Genomic DNA, 19,995 nt, shown 5'->3' with positions numbered 1-19,995 from the left:
AGCAAAAAGCTGGAATACAGCCAACAACATTAAATCGCTAATAAAAGGGAATTTGATTCCGTCAAAAAAAGGGAATTTCAATACGTTATTGACACTATTCATCACATTTTAAAATAACTAACTTTTTTCATGCCATTTTTAATCTTATAAAGCTAATTTGCATTTTTGATCTCAATTGATTTATTCACTAATGTAGCACTGCACTAGAAGCTTACAATGCTCTTTTAATTAGTTTTAATCTTTACGTCTCTATATACAACAAGTTTTTTAGTGTCTGGATTAAAATATAAAATCATGTATTTGATATACACCATTTCAAAACTATCGAATACATTAAATTAAGGACAACCCATGTTTATTAAAGAGAATATTTTAATCGGAAACCATCTTTTTTATTTATGATAAGTATAAAATTAGAATAATAAGGGAGTTCATGTCATTTATTTTTCGTTCTCCCCATTTTTTGTTGAGTGCTCCATAGATGGTAAATTCAGTTGTATTTTTATAATTTAATTAATAGTTGTTTATTGTGGAATCCAACTTGATAATCAAATTTAAATTAAAAGTGTATCTTTTTTGAAATTATGGAACGTTTTATATATGTATATTAAATAATGCACATATATATTGTGTCAAAGGGAGTAAAAAAATGAGATATTTATTAAAAAAAACAATATCTATTATTAAGAATATTTTTGTTAATCCTAAAACCACTAAATTAACAGCAACTATGGATAACATTGAATTTTCAGGGATAACAGCACCGTTAGAAGTAAATGTTAGGGATGATAAAAAATTAGATTCTAGAGTTGTAGATGTACTTCCAGGCAATAGTAAAGTCACATTTAATGGGTGGGAATATGGGGAAAAAGCGAGAGATTATTGGACTGGAATGTGGGACAATCGCTGGTTTTATTATTATAAAGGTACGCAAAAAGTATTTATTACATCCGCATATGTTTATGAAAATCCTCCAAATATTTTATCAGAGCGCAGGTTATTTGTTCCCGATATCTTACAAGAAAAATCAAATTGGTGCTGGGCAGGGGCTTCAGTTGCAACACTCAACTATTTTAATAAAGTTGTGACACAAGAACAATTCGTACGATATGTAAAAGACGGAGTATATAATAATCCTGCTACCTCAATTGAAATACAATATGGTTTATCTAGATTGGGAGTGCGCTCATATAGGGGTTCGGGTTCAAAATCCTACGATTGGTTTCAAGATCAAATTAATAACAACCAGCCCATAATTGTTCTTATTATGTGGCAGGGAGGGGGGAATATAGGACATTTTTTTGTATTAGATGGCTATTATAAAGGGGAAAATGCAATAAATTATATAACTTATATGGATCCTTGGTATGGCGATCATTATAATTATAATTACACTGCTTTTAAGAACAATACTACATTTTGGTGGAGTGAAACAATTTTTGACATTCAAGTAGTGTGAACTACCCATCATTTACTTACTAAGTTATAAAGACTATAGTCCTCAAGGAAAAAATCCATTTTCTAATGTTTAGATTCTTAGCATTCTTAACTTTAATAGCAAAAATTAGAACGAGGTTTGCTAATTTTATATTCCATTAGTAAGTATATCTTTCTATTTTTCAGATTAAGGAAAGCGAGGAATATAATTAAAATGCGTAATAATTATCATTCCACAAAATTAATATCAAAATATACAAAAAAATAAAGCAACTCTTAATCATATCAAGCTGAAATATAGCTTCCATACACAGTTGGTAATTCTTCTTACACATGCTGAGGCAAAGTGATAGAAAGTTCGTTAATCTGAAATATTTTAGGATGTTGCATTGAATTATTTTTAAACATTATAACTACATCTTAAATCAAAATGATTTATTATACAAATGTATGATTACTTTCATTAAATATGGTTAAAAAAGAGGGATTTTATGAAAAAAAACTCACACGTTCAACCGGAGATTAAAGCACTGATAGATTATCAAAATCATAATTATCTACTATATAAAAAACAAGATATCTATATATCTTCGCTTGCAATTTCTACATGCATGTTTCCTATATATAAAATGAAGCCGGTTCAAGATATAGTAAAAATTAATAGTGTAAATGTTTTAGATATCTTAGTTCTTTCCAGTGAAAAATTATGGTTTATGATGAATGGTGATACGCCTCACGGTACAATTATAGCAAATGATATAGAACCTATACGTGTAGGGGGAGAAAATCGTAGTAAAGATTTATACCAAATATATCAATTGATAAAACATACTAATACACAATTAAAGGATATTAGTTATTTTGAATTTGAAGGGCAAGGGATATTTTTAGTTTTAGATAGTAATAATCAAGCAATTTATCTTAGTACTGGAGCATCAGCAATATTAAATCTTCCTGCTCATCAAAAAATATCTACAGATGCCATTGTGTCAAAAATTAAAGAGCGTATAATAATATAGCTTTATGTTTTTATGGAAATTTCATATTAAATCAAACTTCAAAAAGGTATAAATAATAGTGATAGTTGTAGAGTGTTTAGGTTTTGAAGAGATTGTTTTCCACAGTCTTACTATATACTTAGATTTTTAGCAAGGGAGCATGTTTTTCTAGGTTGCTTATTAAAACACTACCAATATTCATGTTTAAGATAAAATTTATAATGAACTTTACATCAGCACCTCTTCGTTTCTTTCTAAATATACTGATTATAGATCTGAATTTTGTCATAAAAAGAAAGGAGGTATGTATATGACAAAACGAAAGAAACAAAAAATGAGAAAATCAATTTTACGTCGTGCAAAGGAAATAGATCAATACAGGGTAGACAAGGCGTGGAGAAATATTTTTATAAAAGCAGGTATGCTAAAACGAACTAACACCTAATTCAAATAATTTTTCACTTTTAAGGTTCTGTTGCAAAAAGTTTGTTTACTTATAAAAACTTTGCAACAGAACTTTAGATATTAGAAGGATAACTTGTAAATGTATTCTAAACACCCTTTCTGATAAGGAGGATAATGTAATTGATATTTATGATTAATTTTATTAATAAGTTCTTGAATATCTTTTAGTTTTTGCTTTTTCCCTAAAGGAGAGAGCACTTTTATAATGATAGTTGAACCTTGTTCATCAGAGGAAAGTATTTGTGTAGAAAAATCTTGTTCAAATAATGCAATCATAATACGTAACTTTCTACAATCCCATTCCATAGGTGTCAAAGAAGTATGTAGTGCAGAAAAATGTACAGCTTGAGACACGTTTGTCCCCCCTAATTCCTATAAAAATTAATAAAAGTTTTTTTGTTTTGGTTTTATATACCTATTTAATTATTATGAGTTATTAGTGAAAAATCCTGCTTCATAAAAAAGTACAAAGCTTTTTAAATTTTTTTGAAGAGAAGTAATCTTTTTAACCAATAAAGTAAAAATAATTGTATTTTCCACTTCAGAAATTTTTTTGTTCGGCATTTACGAATTGTATCCCAAGCTTGGTTCAATTGATTTGCTTGTAACAATCTTTTTGAAAAATCTAACTGCAATTTAGCTACGTATTCCTTTAAAAAAAAATAATTAGGATCTGACTTTTTTAATACATTTTGGATAGTCGTAATAATTGGATAAGAATCTAGAATTTCTAAATTCATACATACGCTTTGCTGCAGCCCTCGATAATAAATAGCTTGAAAAGTATGGCTATACGCAATTGAATATTTTTGTGCAATACGAAACCACATATCTTGATCTTCACCTAACTGTGCTCGCACTGGAAAATTTCCAACTTCTTTAAAGATAGATTTTTGAATAGCAATAGCAGACGAAATAATAGGTAAATCCCCTAAGGTTGATTCGAAATAATTTGGGATAACTCCTTTCCAAGGTGATCCTGGAATACCTTTAATTTTGGGTATTAATCGCTTCCTGTTTGTTAGTATAATTTCATAACTAGTGGCATATGCCCTTGCAGATGGATAATTATCCACTAATCTCAGAATCGTTTCTAAAAATGTGGGTTTCCATTCATCATCGGCATCTAAAAAAGCTATTATGTCTGCTTTAGCTACATGAATACCTTTATTACGCGCAGCAGAGGCACCTGCATGAGTCTGATGTATTAATTGAACACGGGAATCGTGGATTTTTTTTACTTTTTTAACACTATTATCATTAGAGCCATCATCAATAAGGATTATTTCAAAATCTTGAATTGTTTGAGACAAAACTGATTGAATAGCTCTTTCGATATAAAGCTCCTTATTATATAATGGAATAACTATAGAGATAAGGCACATTTTGCTCCCTCCCAATTTTGCAAGGCTAACCTTTCGGCTTCTGGTATTCCTAGTTTTGGATATTCATAATTTTGAGAGTAAATATCTATTATACATTTTAATAATTCTTCTTCTTCAAATTTTATGGAGTCAATTATAAAATTAGGTGAAGCTTCAATTTGTTCAGCCCATCCTAAACATTTAGGGTGATAAGAAAAAATAATTGTAGGTGTTTTTGTTAAATAACCAAATATTGCGCTATGCAAGCGCATGCCAATCAACCCTTTTAAGTTAGCGATTTGATTTAAAGCATGGATAGGATTGGCGTGATAAGATACATGTTTGATAGGGATATTACATTTTACTTGTTGTATAAGCTCCTTATGGATATCGGAATCTCCAAAAATCGGATGGCCATTAAAATCAATCAAAACTATCTCCTCTATATCAAAAGCAGATAGTTGGTTTAATACTGTGACTATTTTATTAAATCGTGTTTTTTCAATATTTTTGTCAGCATTTATATATCTTTCATAATGGCATAGTGCTAATCCCAATCCTCTACGCGGTTTTTGGTCCCAGTTATTACAATTTAAATTTAACGTTTTAAATAGTATAGGAGCTAAATCAAAAGTTTTTTCGGCTATTATATGAGGTGCTAAGCTTTGAATCAATTCTATGCTTTCTCTATCTCTGCACCCAACGTATTCAAATTTATCTAATAACTTTTTACATGTAATTTCAGCTGCGCTATCTCTAAAGGGTCCAAATGATACGCCTAAAGCTATCGCTCTATTCCCTCTGCTCAAATCTATTAGATCACAATCGCGAGTCATTTTATCAGTAGAATGAAATACAGACCCCCCACCAAATACCATATAATTAGAAGTCAAAGCATTATAATATAAACTTAGTAAATTAATATTACGAGTAGTTTCGTCATACTGAAATATGGGTTTAAATGCTTGTTTTTTTTGTAATTCAGGAAGAGGAAGAGTCGTGGCGTAAATATTATTAGATTCTAAGAATGTAGAACATCCCCATATAGAACAAAGTAATAAAGCATCGTCCCCTGTATTTTTTTCACCATAATAACCAGAAAGAAACACTTTATTCAAATTTATCCCTCATTTCTAAATTCTTATCAATATAAATGTATATGTTCTACAGTTACTAAAAATGATTTATTAGAATTACACTTACTATAATTACAATTAAAAGGAAGTAATCCCTAAGAGGGTGAATTTCTCTTTACTGGGTTATCTCTGTAATTCCTGTGGTTAAAATTTGTATCCTTTCATTTTATAAATTAATTTTGAGTGGGAAATGCTTCATGAAAAATCTAAATTTTTAAGTGATCTTAGCTACTTTTCATTAATTTTACTTTAAGTTTTTCGCTTAATGGCTTTAAGGTAATTGAGTGATTAATTGAATGTTGATTTAATTAATATCAAATTGTTATTTAATCTTTTATCACTTTGGTTCATTGCTAAAGCCTTCTTTATCCACTTATAAGATTTTTGAAATATTCCTAAATAATAACAATTTAAAGATCTTAAATCCTAAATAGTTATATCTCAAGAAAATGATTCTAATAAATAAGGGTTTGGTGTTTCTTTTATTTTTAAAGCTTCTACAATCAAAGAAAAAGAAACGCCCAACCATGAAAGATAAAACATAAGACTAGTAGTTAAAAAATCAAGCGAAAAATACATATGTAAGAAAGTTGAATGCCTTAATTCAAAACAAGAAGAGATTAACAAACCAGACAAAGCGCAAATAATCTATGGGTTAAAGTATGAAATTCCTGTCAATGGGTTACTTCAAATTGCCAATATTCAGCTTAGTAAATACCCTTATTAGATGAAACAGTTCAATCTTACAAGATACAAAAGATTGGTTATATAAAACCCGTACCTAAGCATCAAATACAAGAGAATCTTATATAGATATGGCTTGAGTTGTTTACATTGAACAAGATTGGCCAACTATATACCACATAGTTGTAGTGTATCCAATTTTCTTGTTTCATAAGATGGAATATGAAAAACGAAGCTGTTTCTCTGCTAGATGTCCCATGTCCATGCATATAATAAAATACAATTATTTCTATTTCATACCATTTTCCTGTATTTTGAACTTAGCCATTTTTCATATGCTGATTTACTTACGATAGCCCTCTGCTGTCCCCTAGTCACGCCACTAATCCAAAAACTAAGACAAAATAATCTGTATCCTTTGTAAAGAACATTTTGAAAAAAGTTAGGCAACATCAAGAAGATGATTTCTGTATCCTGGTCTTACCCCTGTCAAGTAGACAGTAATAGATTAGGTGTCTTTTCATTAAGCAGCCTTAGTTCCAAATTCAATAGGACTAAGGTTGTTTAATCTTTTTTGAAATCTTTTGTTATTGTAATAGCCCATATATCTTTTAGTAGCCTTAAAAACTTCTGCTTTTTCATGAAACGTATGTCTATAAAAGCATTCTGCCTTAAAATGACTAAAAAAACTCTCTATACATGCATTATCGTAACAATTTCCCTTCCTAGACATACTCACAGTTATTTTGTGCTTTTTAAGTAATTGGTTATATTTTTTTGACGTATACTGATAACCTCGGTCGCTATGTAATACTGTTTCGTGGACTTTTCTTTTTCTTAAGGCTTTATTGACTGTGTCTGTAACTAATTTTAAATTGTTGTATTCGCTCATTTGGTAGGCCACAACTTCGTTATTGTAAAGGTCTAGTATCACGGAAAGATATATGCGCTTATTGTTAAAGGTAAGATAGGTTATATCTGTAACCCATTTTCCTCATTAAACGATATACTCTTTTGTGATTTATCTGTAAACCATAATACTTTTTGAGCCATATACAAATTCTTCGGTAACCATAGCTTCCATTTATATCTGGATCTCGTTCGCATTCTACTATTTTAGATATGATAAATTGATCCTCTTTCATCTTTTCAGAGGGATCGTTGATTCTTTTTTCCCACTTATAATATCCACTTCTTGAAACACCTGCAATTTCACAAAGCAATACAATTGAAAAGTTCTGTTTTAAGGTATGAATGACTTCGTATTCTACTGATTTACTTTTGTTGACCTCATCTCCTTTTTCGTAGCTAATAGCTTTTTTAAGTATGCGTTTTCCACTTCTAATCGTTGTATTCTAGCGTCTTGACTGACTTCATTTGTTTGTTTAGATCTTCCACGTTTTTCTTGTAGGCCCAGAATCCCCTCATTTTCATATTTTTTAATCCATCTATCTATAACTGAATATGTAACCCCCAATTCCTTTCCAATTAATTTACTTCCAATTCCTCTATGTGAGTACAATTCAATAGCTTTCATTTTAAAATCAATTGAAAAAGTTCTTCTAATTTTCCCCATAAAAAATCCCCTCCATAATAAACAGTAAAGTAACTTTCTTTCAACTGTCTACTATAAGGGGATCATATCATTCGACAGGAGTCATCTTCTTTAAATTCCACTGATATCTATGCTGATTGTAGTATTTTATATAGTCTTTAATTTCTTGTTTTAACTGTGTGAAAGATGTACAAGTTTTGATGTGAGCTTCATCTTTAAAGTGCCCGAAAAAAGATTCTTGAGGGGCATTATCCCAACAGTTTCCTCTTCTTGACATGGATTGTCCAAGGTTTAGCTTTTTGACTAGCTCTTGATAGGTAGGGCTTGTGTAGTGAGCTCCTTGATCTGAATGCATATAAGCACCTTCAGTCAATCGAATCCGTGGATTCTTTTTTAATTTATGGAGAGTTGTCGTTACGAGCTCTAATGTCATCTGTTCTGAAATATAGTAAGCTTAAAATTTTATTAGTTGAACCGTCTAAAATTGTAGATAAATAGGCCCTTTGATTCTTACCGTAAACTAAATAGGTGATATCTGTACGAAGTGTTTTCCCTGGGGTGTTTTGTTTAAATTCTCGATTTAATTGATTCGGTACTATTCGATGTTCTTTTATAGTTTTATTTTTGTATAATATCGCATACTTTCTCTTATATTTTTATACTTCTATTAAAACCCCTAATAACGTTTATAAATCTTATCCCTATTATTATTTATAAAAATAAGTATCAAAACATAAAAACTCTACACATTCATGCATTTGCAATATTTATTATTTGAAATTTAAGATGTAATAGTTGCCATTAGTTATAACTTATGCTGTTATATTTTGAGTTAACTCCATATTGTGAAAACATTCAAGTTTTGCATCAGAAAAAAGTTAAGTAAGGTCCAACTTAAGAGTCGATACTGTGGCTGTTAGCTGGACCTAATATAAGCATTAATACTCTTATTTAAAACTTTATCCAAGTGGTGTATAGATTCTTTATCTTACTTCATATAATTATAAATACATTGGCCAATAAAAACTAATTATCTTTACAAAATGAAGAAATTTTTCTAATACTACTTACACGTAAATCTGTAAAATTCATATTTACATGTTTATCTATCCAAACTAACATTTGATTTTCGATGCGAATAAATGAGCCCTTTCCAATAAATTTCCCCCCTGAAAACACATGAATATTATCACCTTCTGTAAGCCCGTAGCATTTACACCAATCTATTTCATTAACATATGCCATTTTATTTCCCCCTTATTAATAGCTCTTTATTATATATGTTATTGAAAATTTATATGTGTAGGACATTTATCACAACAATAGTAGCCGTTAGCTCTTATTTTCGTTTTTCTCTAAATGATTCCGATGTATCTGAATTGTTTAATGAATAATGAGTGTCATACATTAGATTTTCAACTTCTTAAAAAAACGGGATTATTAGGTCTGCTGTTATGATAAGATTCGTAAAAATATTTAGAAAATCAATGGTTCTTACAATAGACAAAACTTCAGTGCTACTTTGCATATGTAATTAATGCCCCATGCTATTTAGCTGGAATCTCTCTGTTCTAAGTGAAGTGAAATTGGGATAGTTCAATTTCTTAAACAATAAGAAGAGTATTTATTATATTATTTTATATAAATACTATTTGTATAGTTCACTAATACAGATTTTCTATATATTTGATTGTTTTTGGAATTATATTGAAAGCCCTGGTTATAGGTCCTTCTATTGCAATCATTTGGGCATTTACATTATTTTGAGGTTCTCGATAAAATGAATCTAGGTATTGTATCCACTGCTTTTTATGTAACAGTCATTGTCCGGTGAGAATTACTTACGTTTTACTTTCTACGATCATTCCCATTACGCGCTTGTCTAATTGTTCTCGAGAACTTCGTAACATAATAGATTGAACACGGGTTATTTCTTCTTTTTCGTTTGATTCCTTTGTAAAAACAGGACTTACTACATATACTTGTAATCGATTTTGCTTGTCTATATCTAAACCTAATATAAGGTTTAGATATAGATCCTCTAGATGCCGCTGATTACTAAATCCCGCTAGTAACAAAAAGAAACTCAATCCGTAATATATTAATTTTCTTTTGACTATAATTGACTCCTATTGTGGAATAGTGGACTTTTTGGATATAACCATAAAAGAAGTGAAAAGCAATATACAATTATAATCCTTATATAAGAAAGTACTTTTTGATATTGTTCGGATTGCTCCCAGGACAGGGGAGATATGACAGCTATCCCCATTCCAATCAGGAGAATACAAAATAATTGATAAGATACAGAGGGAGATTTTTGAGTAGGGTTCATTAATAATAAAGAGCCACAAATAAAAGAAACCCAAGAGGTAGATACAACTGATAAATAAAAAAGTAAAAAAACTATATCAAATCTTTCTAGAAATCGAAATTCAATTTGTTTTAAAAGGTCTAGTACTGATTGAGAAACTTGCGTAATACTATCGGGACCAAAGACATGAAAACATATGATTGTTGTAAATAAATACAACAGCATAGTAATGGTATTCGCAATAAAAACGCCATGTATAGCTTATTTTTTTTAGTAAGGATAAAGAACTATGCAAATTTCAAATCCTAAAAAAGAAAACAAGCTTGTAATATAGGGAGGATTCCGTTCTTTACAAGGGGCATAAAATTCAATTTATCTCCATCTACTGAGGGAACAAAGAAAAAAGGAATCTACAGTGTTATATAAAAAAACGCTCAATATTCCCCAAAAAATTATCTCCCTTTATTCACAATCATATACGTTGGTATACACAAAAGCGCAAATAACAAATACTCTGAAGTATGTGGAAGAAACCATCTCTTTTTCAAAAAAATTTTGAAAAAGCTCCTTTGGCGAATTGTGAGGTATTGTTTATACAGATTGTATCGAACAGGCACTAGAGATAATGGAACATAACCAACCAATAAGAATAGCCATCCATCAGTCCCAGCTTGTTCAGCTACTAATGTAGGTAAAGAAAGAACATCGGTGTCTACTTTTACACTGTTACTAACGAAAAATTAGTTAACGTAATATAGTGATTTTATTTAATTATGTACCATTCACCTTCTTTTTATCCATTTGAAAGGAATACGTAAAAATGTATCCCTTATGGTATTAAAAAAGAAAAAGGAGCTAGCGGAATGCAATAGGATGTTCCTAGTGATTTTAAATTAATTAAATGAGCAATTAGAATCATCCAGCCAACTATAATGCCTACTAATCCAAAGCATGAAACGAGGAACATAAGTGGCTATGAATAAGTGTTGTAATACATTGTATGTAGAAAACAACGAAGTTTGGTTGTTGAAACCCTCAATTTCGTTTATGTAGGGTATGAACGATTTCGTTTTTTTGCAAGGTATATGAAGCATGACTAAGGAGTTGAAATCTTGCATATTTGAAGAAATGTTTTATTAACTTTTTATAACCCTGTTTGATTATATTGCTTAAATACTGGAGTTAACCTCATTTATGATGGAATTGGGATAGGTTCACAACAGCCTATTATCTTTGAGAAGAAAGATAGTGTTAGTAACTAGTAGCCAAGGTGATTTTTTTCAGTACTTATCTTTTATTTAAAATTAATTTTTATAGCTTATGACAAGTTTGGTTGTTTACACCAAACTTGTCATAAGTTATACTATTCATATAAGGTAGTTTTTCATGTAACGTACCCCTATAGAAAAGTGTATAAATATGCTTTTCATAAACCGTAGAATGGTTGTATTCTCTACGGTTTATTTTTGTATCTAAAGCTATTTTGGATGCTGTTACAAAACATCAGGTTAATTGAAAATAATTTATAAATCTTTTTTGAGGTTCTAATAATCTTTAATTTTTTCTATCATGTTTACAATGCGAGCAGGTAAGTAATATAGAAAATGGAAAATTCATGTTTGATTATGAAATATGGTATTGTTGTTCACGATTTATAATCCTAGTTATCGATGGGTAATCTGCTACAGTTCAAATCAATCGTTTTCTATTTTCTTATAAATATCTAATGATTTTGAGACAAATAAATCATTAGATATTTATACATTTACTGATCTACAGTAGCTATGTTTAGTGAACCATTCATGACATATAGCTACTTTAAATAGTTGAAAAAGGCTATTGAGCAATTATTAAACCCAATACCAACAGCCGTTCCAATAATTATAGTACCAATGATGATGTGTATTCCATGGAGATCCACGAACTATTATCAAGTTTTCATTTATATTTAAACTGAATGCATCTTTGTTAGGGAAAATACAAAACTCAAGATTACTCAAGAAACTAAATTCGAAAGCCGCAATTTCTTCATTGATAAACTACCTCCATAGATTTTTTAATTATTTCATCAATGCTTCATACTAGATACATTTAATTGGACGGATTTTACAACTACTCCTTGTCAATATCAAAAGGCTTTAATAATCCTAATACTTGCATGGTCTCAATTATTTTTTTATCTATTACTTTATAATAAACTTCTAAACCCTTTCGTTCATATGACACAATTTTTGGTATTTTTAATTTACTTAAATGCTGTGACACGGTGGATTGAGGTAAGTATATAAGATTTTGTAATTCAGTAACATTCAAGGAACCTATAGTAATTAATTTTTGTACGATAAGTAAACGTATGGGATGGGCTAAGTTCTTTAAAATTTCTGCATGTTGCTCGTAATATGTACAATCCATATGACATGATTTTGGCATAAACTATCGCTCCTTAAAAATTCTAGTGATTACGTATGTTGTACTTGTTAAAAAAGTTTTAAACTTTTTTGAATAATTTCATGAAAAGCCTCTTTTTTATTTTTGTCTAATGAATAGATTTATTATATAAGAAAAGATTAGTGGCGTACATAATAAGTAGATTGAGAAATATAGGTGATAAACTTAACAGTTTTAGCGCAAAAATATAAATCTTGTAAATTTTGAACCTATTGCAATTGGAATTTTCACGTGCCGAAATATTAAACTAAAAACTAAAATCTCCAAATCATTCATTAGGAGTTACTTCCGCTGTTTACACTTGAATATAGCGGAAGTATAGAATTGTAAACGGCAAAAAGGTGAATTTAATTATGAATCAATCATAAGTCAATTATGCTTTTAAGTAATCATTTAGGTTTATTTTTAATATAGGTAGTTTTTAGTCTACAAATACAAATAAATACGTGTACTTATCATAACCCCTTTTATTTTCTAAATAACGAAATCGTAAGAAATAATTCTCTATGCTTTGGTGTACTTTCTGAATCTCTTGTTACTTTTGAACCACCACTATCTTGATGCTTGAATGTTGTTTCATAGCAATTTTCGTATTTTGTTTAATGACTTGTAATGATCCCAACTTCTACAATGTTCGTTGGATATGTCTCCAGTTGTACAGGTACGCGTTCCTCTTTTTTTAATTGAGAATAGGGTACTTTTTTGGAAACAAATACTTGAATCACTTCTTTCCCTTGTATCAATCCCATTCCTACTCCTATAACGTAAGGTAAGCGCAATAAATCTGCCTCATATTTTTGGATAACTTTTTCTAGTTCCATCGAACCACTCCTTTGCCACCAGGATAATAAAGTAGATTTGTCATCGATTTTAGTCAAGAACGTGTTTAAGCCAGAGATTGATGACAAAATATTTTTCTCTTTAAAAAATAATTTTGTATCATGTACACCTTTGTATAAAATAAGTTACATAATAACTTATCTATTGAATAATAGAGATATTCCTTAAAAGAAGAAAAATACAGTAGTACTCAACAAAAAATACCCTGATTGTAAATCAGGGCTTACAGGATGTGAGTAAAAATACATGCAGAAAGGAAGTAAATATTTCAATTTTAATATAGGGCAATAATAGAGGGAAAGAAAGCACGTATTTGTCTTGACTTCAGACAAAAAACGCATGTCGTTAAAAATACATAATCCGAACATTTTTTCATGATTTTATATGTCGATTTCCACATGAGAACGCTTCATATCAAATTTTGTTTGTGCAGGTTAGTCAGAGAGTGTTGCACACTCTTGAAACGAGCTCTTACATTTAGCACTCTCTAATTCTTGTAGTACAAAGTGTAAAGCTAATTCTGTATGCGCGAAAAAGTGTTGCTTTCCAATCCTATCGTACAATCCTGTTTGATGGAATATTTCTTTTGGTTGATGTTGTATTCCTGAAATGAGAAGAATCCCCTTTTTTTCTATCATTTTTTTTCGAATGTATTCTAATGAAGACTCTGCCGAAGTATCCATAAAAGAAACGTTTCTCATACGTAGAAGAAGAATGTTAGTTTGAGATTGTATAGAAGTTTCTATAAATAGTTCGAATTCTTTTATGTTACCAAAGAATAAGGGACCTTCTATTGTGAAAATACTTAACTGTGGACAATCCACCCTACTCTCTACGATATCTGACTTTATATAGGGATTTGGTAATACTTTTCGAACACGTAAGGATTTGCTCATTTTTCTGACAAATAAAAGAAAAGTAAGGAGTAATCCTACACTTACACCTACTGTAAGGTCTGCAAAAATAGTTAATATAAATGTCAATATAAGTACCAAGGTATCTCCAGTTTTTGTTTTTAAAATATGAATAAACTCATATTTCTCACTCATATTCCAAGCAACGATCATTAAAATTGGTGCCATACTTGCTAATGGAATATGAAAAGCTAGTGGAGATAGAACTAATACTACTAGCAATACTACAATTCCGTGTACAATGCCTGATATAGGAGAAGTAGCCCTATTTTTAATGTTCGTTGCGGTTCTAGCGATGGCGCCAGTGGCAGGAACTCCTCCAAATAATGGTGCCACCATATTTGCAATTCCCTGTCCCACTAGTTCTTGATTACTATTATGTTTGCTATTTGTCATATTATCTGCCACCGTGGCAGATAATAACGATTCAATCCCACCTAAGGCAGCAATGATACAGGCCGCTGGAAGTAACATGAGGATGTTATCCAGTTTAAAGTCTGGCATTTGAAAGTCCGGTAGGTGATGCGGGATATTGCCATATGTGGTACCAATCGTTTCAATTTGGTTCGGAAATACCATAGTTGCCACTACACTTGAAATGATTAATCCTACTAGTGCTCCTGGAATACGTGGCAACCATTTTGAAACGGCTAGTACAATACTTAAACATAGTATCGCTGTTAGAACGCTAGAGGGATTCAGTTCTGCTATATTTATTACAATTTCTCTCATGTTATAAAAAAAGGTTTCTTGCTTTTCCAAGTGATGTAGACCTAAAAAATTTGCAATCTGCCCTGAGAAGATAATAACCGCAATACCTGTTGTAAAGCCAATTATCACAGGACGAGGAATAAAGGTTATAAACTTTCCTAATTTACATACGCCCATAATAACAAGTAAAATGCCTGCCATAAAACCAGCAATTAAAAGATTTTTATAACCGTATTGCATCACAATACCGAGCAAAATTGGTACAAATGCACCTGTTGGTCCCGCAATCTGATATTTAGATCCGCCAAATATGGATACGAGAATTCCGGCGATAATCGTCGTATAGATACCGTACTCAGGTCGTACGCCACAAGCGATAGCAAATGCCATCGAAAGCGGAATGGCTACAATTCCTACAATAATTCCTGCTAACATATCTTGTTTTAAATTCACGGCGCTATATCCTGTATATCTACCTGAAATTTTCATTATTTTCCTCCTCTTCATGGATTCATGTCAGGACTTGTTGTATGCGCGTGATAATATCCCTCTACAATAACCTCTAAACTACCTGTTGTGGGATGAATTACAAGTCCATGAACCGATACATAGGATGGTAATAAGGGGTGTTGGCGTATGATTTCTACGCTGTGCTGTACACTTTCTTGTACATTACGGAATCCGGTTAACCATGTGGATAGATTAATGCCTGCTTGCTGCAATGTACGAATACATGTGGAATCTATGCCTTGTTGTTTTACCTTTTCTAATAGTTTTTCAGCTTGCAAACCTGCCATTCCACAATCTTCATGACCAATCACAAAAATTTCTTCCACTTGCAGTTTATAAATGCCAAGTATGATACTTCGCATCATACTACCAAAAGGATGTGAAATTACAGCGCCTGCATTTTTAATTACTTTGGCATCTCCATTCTCTAAGCCTAATGCCTGTGGCAATAGATTTAATAACCTTGTATCCATACAGGTTACAATCAATAATTTTTTGTTTGGAAATTTGGTCGTAGAAAAAGGTTTGTATTCTTGTTTCTGTACAAAGGTTTCATTATGCATCAATATATTTTTTAGTAATGTCATTCGGTAACGCCTCCCTTATATGTATGACCATATAAATATGATGGAATGAAAAAAGTTTACCAATTATCTAAATTGGTAAACTTTTGAGATTGATGAGGATGTGATCTTAATCTTATGTTTAGTCTAGAGAGTATGGAATTTGGTGTCAACAACCTAAAACATGAGAAATATATTCTTACGTGTCGTGTATTTTATACGAAATCTGAAATTCTTTTTGCAGGTCATGTTAAAGGGGTGCAACAGAAAAATTGATAGAATGCTACTTAGATAAAATAGATATCATTAATATATTGTGTTTATCATACATTGCGATTTGAAATAATTATACAAAATAGATATACATTTTTGATTTGTAACATGCGTAGGTTGAGAAATACGGACATCAACTTATAGATGATATGAAATTCATTTACGATATAACAACTACATATATATGTAAAGAAACGTACGGATAAAAATGGGAAAGTTTTATTTCAACTTCCTGCAAATGTTGCTTTTTTCTGTAAACAAACATCCGCATATCCAGAAACAAATGGAGGAAGATATATACCTGAGATAAGAACATTTTCTGGTTTGTTTAAAACAAATGGAGAAATTTATCAGCATACCGTATATAATTTGTTTACATTATATTAAAAATTAAAGCTCTTTGAAAAACATAAACACATGTAGAAATAAAGAGCAATGCTTAAAAAATTGTTGAAATTCCTGGTACGTTGAAAAAGCGTAGTCGTTTTAAAGGCTTCGCTTCTGCTATACCTCTGTACATATCCTGCATTGTTTCGATCCCCTTGATGGTACGCGAAGCATGACAAACCACTTAGAATCCAGGTCTTCTTACAAATTAATGATTTTGTTCAATAAGATTATTACGATGTTTAATGATATAGTGTCTAAGTTTAGGATTTGATCGTCTTTTTTAAATAAGAAAAGTCTAAAGCCTCCCTGAACTACCTGGTTTTCTACAGAAACAGACTGTCGAAGTGAAATCGGATTGCTAGAAGGGTTTTCGTACTATATTTGAATATTATATTGATGCGCTGTCAAATTAGTAGTTTGACGGCATTTGCATTATTTATACGTTTTTGTACTATAGTAAGACTATTACTAGTCTCAATATATCCCTTTTCTGCAGGGAACCCACTTCCTACAAAATTACAGGTTGCTGAATCCAGCATTCTCATTACATTTTGAGGATAAAGGTCTTGAAAAACAAAGGCATTTTTCAATGTATCGTGTCCGCCTAGTTCATCCACCCATGGAAAAACAAAATGAACTTTATTCTTTAAAGATGCTCTAGCATTCGTATTAATACCCATGTGTCCTATTGAATTTTCGAAATGTCTGCTCTGCAAAATCAAATTTGATTTCAACATAAGGACTGCCCAATTAAAGGGGTGTCTCTATCAATTTGAATAGGGTTATCTATACTTATGCCACAATCACTATAAGTATAGGTGTTTGAATTACCATTACCTAAATCTAATATTTGTTGAATTTTATTGATTCAATCGATTATCCGAGTTTGTTTCCATTTTTTATAACGCGCCTTCTATATCTGCAGAAATACATCCAAACTACGGAAAGGTATTTCCACTGAAAGAAACATTCTGGCCAGGGGATTAGTTTATGGGGGCAGATCCTACAAAATCATCAATTGTATTTGTGCAAGGAAAAAACAGAAAGGCAAATGATTGGTACGGAGAGACTTACTATCACGGGAAAAATAATATATATGACCTTGCTTACTATGCTGGTTATCAAACTGCTTTTATACAACTATATGATGCAGCGGGAACAGGTTCTATAAGCCCTTGGACAAATGGGAAACTATTAGCTGAAAAATTAGAAGCCATTTCGCAACATTTTGGAAAAAGTCAACATCATCACGCATAGTAAAGGGGCCATTGAGACACAAGCGGCTCTTGTACAATATGGTGCGCAGGATGGCTTGCCTCTTTATTAGGACAAAAAGATGAAGGGACATATGCGTTACAAACGGGTGAAATGGCACGTTTTCGCTCGATTATTGATAAGAATTCTATCACAAAATTCAATCAGTATTACATGATAGCAGGAACCAGTTGGGGTCCTACTTTTTTGCTTTATCTATGAGAGGATTATATTTATCGTCGTATGGAAATAAAGATGGACTTGCCAGTGAATGGAGTACCACATTATCATACGGTGCCCATCTTTTTTCTGATGTTACGTTAGATCATGATTCTGTTCGAACCGGAAGTACCGTCTTTTCTCGTATAGAACCTTACTTACTGAAAAAAGAATCTTGGTCAACGTTTTCCGCTCCTTCTACGAATAAGCTATATACAGAGTTAGGAACGAAAGAAAATCAAACAGTTTTAGGAGGCGAATTGATTCCACATCAAGAAAATTGTGCTGTGTTTTCTGTGGATACGTTGACTCCAGGAACAGTATCGATTTTGACAGTAAATAAACAGGTAGAGATGATACCTTTTTTAAAGGGGTTTTCATTCATACATTTCAGATAAAAAGTATGGAAGATAGGCATGAATATGGAAGGTAAAGATGTCTATTTAGCAATGGTACAGTATCAACAAGAATCACCTTTCCATTTGAAAATACCCGCTAAGACGAAAGCAAATCCAATCTGTTGATAAAAAACCAGTTGAAGCGGAGAATGTATCTATGATGGTTCGAGTTGTCGATCGGACAGGTAAACTGATTTCACAATCTGATGGCGTTCAACAAGTAGATGCAAATACGTTATCTACCACGTTACAGCATATAGAGCAATCGGGTGTATACAATCTTACGATTGATATAAAAGGGAAAAATAAAGCGGGACATCCATACACACGTACCATGATACGTTCTATGTATCTTGAAAAAGAGAAGTCTGGAATGTGACTTCTCTTTGGCTTAATGGTATAAAGTTCAATTTCATTATTTTTATACTAGAACCCTTTAAAATGAGTATTCAGCTTTTTCTATCACTCCATCTTCCATATTAGGAATGGAGATTCTAAATCCTACCATAAAATTAATTTCTAGTACTTCGCAAATCCCCTTTTATACATACTCAACATATCTTTTGTCTATGTTTGATTGATTATAAATGAATTGATGATCTTATTTGAGGTAAATAAAATTGAATGATAGATTCGGTAGTGTTGCTTCGTATCCACCCTTTATAAGCCCATGCCCAAGGTTTCGTTTCTTCTTGGTTGTATGTATTGAATGTCCCAGTTTCAAATACATATACATAGTAATTTGTCCCGTTATAATTTAACTTCGCATGGAATTTTATACCTTGAAAATGATGTTGAAATTTAGAATCTGCTGTAAATACCGTTACATTGTAGCGATTCTTGGCAAAAGCAAATGTTTGATTTGTTATTTCTCTTGTTATATTTTGAAATATAGTATTTTGTAATAAACCATTCACTTTTTCAGATATCCCCAGCAAATCTAATGATACTGTTAAATTCCATTTCATCATCGTTGATTGTGGTTGAACGAATCCTGATGGATTGGAGCTCAGTTCGTTTGAGAGAGGTTGTGTGTAACTTTGCGCTCCTTTTATGGATGCTGCACTGGTATGGAGGGGGATAATTCCTAAGCTACTCCCTCCAAGTGCACTCGCTATTAAAAGACTCATTAGGTTTTTAGATAATTTCATGAAAAACATCTCCCTTATTTTTGGTAATAAAAGAACAGATTTAGTATATAAGAAAAAAGTGGTGATAGATATAATGAGTAGGTTGAGAAATATGGTTAGATAACCAGCAAAATCAAAGAATAAATATGAGCTATAGCTATACACCTAAATTATATTTGAAAGAATCGTGTTGAGCGAAGCGTTAAACATAGTTTGTGAATAAATTTATGGTTTTCAAACTTTACATCGTACCCATACTTTATGAGTGACTGCTTTGTTATCATATTTTTATGTATGCGAACTACCCCCCACTTAACGTCCTAACGGAATGTTTGAAGTGGGGGCTTCTCGGTTAATCATGACTTTTGATAGCTAACGAATTTGTCCTTAGA

General features: G+C 31.4%; 18 protein-coding genes and 3 pseudogenes. 4 read left to right on the top strand and 17 right to left on the bottom strand.

Annotated features, from left to right (window positions below; genetic code table 11):
* Nucleotides 1-730 precede the first annotated feature (730 nt).
* The 3 genes from F3I02_RS10800 (at nucleotide 731) to F3I02_RS10790 (ending at nucleotide 2,880) form a co-directional block, all read left to right on the top strand.
* Entirely contained in the window at nucleotides 731-1,459 is a 729-nt protein-coding gene (locus F3I02_RS10800) for a papain-like cysteine protease family protein (RefSeq protein ID WP_308018541.1), read from the top strand.
* A gap of 469 nt (nucleotides 1,460-1,928) precedes the next feature.
* The gene (locus tag F3I02_RS10795; protein ID WP_196477968.1) at nucleotides 1,929-2,456 is read left to right on the top strand and encodes a hypothetical protein; all 528 of its coding nucleotides are present in this window, start codon (nucleotides 1,929-1,931) and stop codon (nucleotides 2,454-2,456) included.
* A gap of 289 nt (nucleotides 2,457-2,745) precedes the next feature.
* On the top strand, nucleotides 2,746-2,880 hold the full coding sequence (locus tag F3I02_RS10790) for a DUF3983 domain-containing protein (protein ID WP_196477967.1): 135 nt from the start codon (nucleotides 2,746-2,748) through the stop codon (nucleotides 2,878-2,880).
* 80 nt (nucleotides 2,881-2,960) lie between these two features.
* Here the strand turns inward: F3I02_RS10790 and F3I02_RS10785 are convergent, their stop codons facing one another.
* The 16 genes and pseudogenes from F3I02_RS10785 to F3I02_RS10710 all read right to left on the bottom strand — a co-directional run bounded on the left by F3I02_RS10785 (nucleotide 2,961) and on the right by F3I02_RS10710 (nucleotide 17,339).
* Nucleotides 2,961-3,254: a hypothetical protein gene (locus F3I02_RS10785; RefSeq protein WP_196477966.1), complete on the bottom strand. Its 294-nt coding sequence runs from the start codon at nucleotides 3,252-3,254 to the stop codon at nucleotides 2,961-2,963.
* A gap of 122 nt (nucleotides 3,255-3,376) precedes the next feature.
* A complete protein-coding gene (locus F3I02_RS10780; protein WP_196477965.1) occupies nucleotides 3,377-4,285 on the bottom strand; it encodes a glycosyltransferase family 2 protein in 909 nt (302 codons plus the stop codon).
* A complete protein-coding gene (locus F3I02_RS10775) occupies nucleotides 4,267-5,373 on the bottom strand; it encodes a polysaccharide pyruvyl transferase family protein (RefSeq protein ID WP_308018539.1) in 1,107 nt (368 codons plus the stop codon). Before F3I02_RS10775 ends, F3I02_RS10780 begins: the two co-directional genes overlap by 19 nt.
* A gap of 1,234 nt (nucleotides 5,374-6,607) precedes the next feature.
* Nucleotides 6,608-7,066: pseudogene (locus F3I02_RS10770) on the bottom strand (IS3 family transposase); the annotation flags it as partial.
* Nucleotides 7,041-7,229 carry an IS3 family transposase gene (locus tag F3I02_RS34855; protein WP_374058641.1) on the bottom strand — a complete coding sequence of 63 codons (189 nt, stop codon included), beginning with the start codon at nucleotides 7,227-7,229 and terminating at the stop codon, nucleotides 7,041-7,043. The gene F3I02_RS34855 and the pseudogene F3I02_RS10770, both read right to left, overlap by 26 nt.
* 122 nt (nucleotides 7,230-7,351) lie before the next feature.
* Nucleotides 7,352-7,660 (bottom strand): helix-turn-helix domain-containing protein, encoded by a 309-nt coding sequence (locus F3I02_RS10760; RefSeq protein ID WP_196477962.1) that lies wholly within the window; start codon nucleotides 7,658-7,660, stop codon nucleotides 7,352-7,354.
* A gap of 67 nt (nucleotides 7,661-7,727) precedes the next feature.
* Nucleotides 7,728-8,259: pseudogene (locus tag F3I02_RS10755) on the bottom strand (IS3 family transposase); the annotation flags it as partial.
* Nucleotides 8,260-8,665: 406 nt separating this feature from the next.
* Nucleotides 8,666-8,884, bottom strand: coding sequence for a hypothetical protein (locus F3I02_RS10750; RefSeq protein WP_196477961.1), 219 nt, complete (start codon nucleotides 8,882-8,884; stop codon nucleotides 8,666-8,668).
* Nucleotides 8,885-9,480: 596 nt separating this feature from the next.
* A complete protein-coding gene (locus F3I02_RS10745; protein WP_196477960.1) occupies nucleotides 9,481-9,717 on the bottom strand; it encodes a hypothetical protein in 237 nt (78 codons plus the stop codon).
* A gap of 38 nt (nucleotides 9,718-9,755) precedes the next feature.
* Nucleotides 9,756-10,196 carry a GerAB/ArcD/ProY family transporter gene (locus F3I02_RS34850; protein ID WP_374058640.1) on the bottom strand — a complete coding sequence of 147 codons (441 nt, stop codon included), beginning with the start codon at nucleotides 10,194-10,196 and terminating at the stop codon, nucleotides 9,756-9,758.
* Nucleotides 10,197-10,782: 586 nt separating this feature from the next.
* Entirely contained in the window at nucleotides 10,783-10,920 is a 138-nt protein-coding gene (locus F3I02_RS34845; RefSeq protein WP_196477958.1) for a spore germination protein, read from the bottom strand.
* 1,145 nt (nucleotides 10,921-12,065) lie between these two features.
* On the bottom strand, nucleotides 12,066-12,383 hold the full coding sequence (locus tag F3I02_RS10730; protein ID WP_196477957.1) for an ArsR/SmtB family transcription factor: 318 nt from the start codon (nucleotides 12,381-12,383) through the stop codon (nucleotides 12,066-12,068).
* Nucleotides 12,384-13,000: 617 nt separating this feature from the next.
* On the bottom strand, nucleotides 13,001-13,222 hold the full coding sequence (locus tag F3I02_RS10725) for a hypothetical protein (protein WP_196477956.1): 222 nt from the start codon (nucleotides 13,220-13,222) through the stop codon (nucleotides 13,001-13,003).
* Between the two features lie 453 nt (nucleotides 13,223-13,675).
* Complete coding sequence (locus tag F3I02_RS10720) at nucleotides 13,676-15,355, bottom strand: SulP family inorganic anion transporter (protein ID WP_196477955.1); 1,680 nt, start codon at nucleotides 15,353-15,355, stop codon at nucleotides 13,676-13,678.
* 14 nt (nucleotides 15,356-15,369) lie between these two features.
* Complete coding sequence (locus F3I02_RS10715; RefSeq protein WP_196477954.1) at nucleotides 15,370-15,963, bottom strand: beta-class carbonic anhydrase; 594 nt, start codon at nucleotides 15,961-15,963, stop codon at nucleotides 15,370-15,372.
* 1,043 nt (nucleotides 15,964-17,006) lie between these two features.
* Nucleotides 17,007-17,339, bottom strand: coding sequence for a hypothetical protein (locus tag F3I02_RS10710; protein WP_196477953.1), 333 nt, complete (start codon nucleotides 17,337-17,339; stop codon nucleotides 17,007-17,009).
* A gap of 157 nt (nucleotides 17,340-17,496) precedes the next feature.
* Between F3I02_RS10710 and F3I02_RS34840 the strand changes: the two are divergent.
* A pseudogene (locus F3I02_RS34840) lies at nucleotides 17,497-18,852 on the top strand (esterase/lipase family protein).
* 202 nt (nucleotides 18,853-19,054) lie between these two features.
* Here the strand turns inward: F3I02_RS34840 and F3I02_RS10700 are convergent.
* Nucleotides 19,055-19,624: a hypothetical protein gene (locus tag F3I02_RS10700; RefSeq protein ID WP_196477952.1), complete on the bottom strand. Its 570-nt coding sequence runs from the start codon at nucleotides 19,622-19,624 to the stop codon at nucleotides 19,055-19,057.
* Between the last annotated feature and the right edge of the window lie 371 nt (nucleotides 19,625-19,995).

The organism is Bacillus sp. SRB3LM, assembly GCF_015712745.1.
GTDB lineage: Bacteria > Bacillota > Bacilli > Bacillales > Bacillaceae_G > Bacillus_A > Bacillus_A thuringiensis_K.
The sequence above is the reverse complement of the archived record's forward strand: the minus strand, read 5'-3'. Positions and strand labels throughout refer to the sequence as shown.

What these genes read in the sequence shown, in the direction of transcription:
- F3I02_RS10795 (WP_196477968.1), top strand. Translation starts at nt 1,929, where the DNA reads ATGAAAAAAAACTCACACGTTCAACCGGAGATTAAAGCACTGATAGAT.
- F3I02_RS10720 (WP_196477955.1), bottom strand. Translation starts at nt 15,355, where the DNA reads ATGAAAATTTCAGGTAGATATACAGGATATAGCGCCGTGAATTTAAAA.
- F3I02_RS10750 (WP_196477961.1), bottom strand. Translation starts at nt 8,884, where the DNA reads ATGGCATATGTTAATGAAATAGATTGGTGTAAATGCTACGGGCTTACA.
- F3I02_RS10725 (WP_196477956.1), bottom strand. Translation starts at nt 13,222, where the DNA reads ATGGAACTAGAAAAAGTTATCCAAAAATATGAGGCAGATTTATTGCGC.
- F3I02_RS10790 (WP_196477967.1), top strand. Translation starts at nt 2,746, where the DNA reads ATGACAAAACGAAAGAAACAAAAAATGAGAAAATCAATTTTACGTCGT.
- F3I02_RS10780 (WP_196477965.1), bottom strand. Translation starts at nt 4,285, where the DNA reads ATGTGCCTTATCTCTATAGTTATTCCATTATATAATAAGGAGCTTTAT.
- F3I02_RS10715 (WP_196477954.1), bottom strand. Translation starts at nt 15,963, where the DNA reads ATGACATTACTAAAAAATATATTGATGCATAATGAAACCTTTGTACAG.
- F3I02_RS10730 (WP_196477957.1), bottom strand. Translation starts at nt 12,383, where the DNA reads ATGCCAAAATCATGTCATATGGATTGTACATATTACGAGCAACATGCA.
- F3I02_RS10710 (WP_196477953.1), bottom strand. Translation starts at nt 17,339, where the DNA reads ATGTTGAAATCAAATTTGATTTTGCAGAGCAGACATTTCGAAAATTCA.
- F3I02_RS10800 (WP_308018541.1), top strand. Translation starts at nt 731, where the DNA reads ATGGATAACATTGAATTTTCAGGGATAACAGCACCGTTAGAAGTAAAT.
- F3I02_RS10700 (WP_196477952.1), bottom strand. Translation starts at nt 19,624, where the DNA reads ATGAAATTATCTAAAAACCTAATGAGTCTTTTAATAGCGAGTGCACTT.
- F3I02_RS10760 (WP_196477962.1), bottom strand. Translation starts at nt 7,660, where the DNA reads ATGGGGAAAATTAGAAGAACTTTTTCAATTGATTTTAAAATGAAAGCT.
- F3I02_RS34845 (WP_196477958.1), bottom strand. Translation starts at nt 10,920, where the DNA reads ATGTTCCTCGTTTCATGCTTTGGATTAGTAGGCATTATAGTTGGCTGG.
- F3I02_RS34855 (WP_374058641.1), bottom strand. Translation starts at nt 7,229, where the DNA reads ATGAAAGAGGATCAATTTATCATATCTAAAATAGTAGAATGCGAACGA.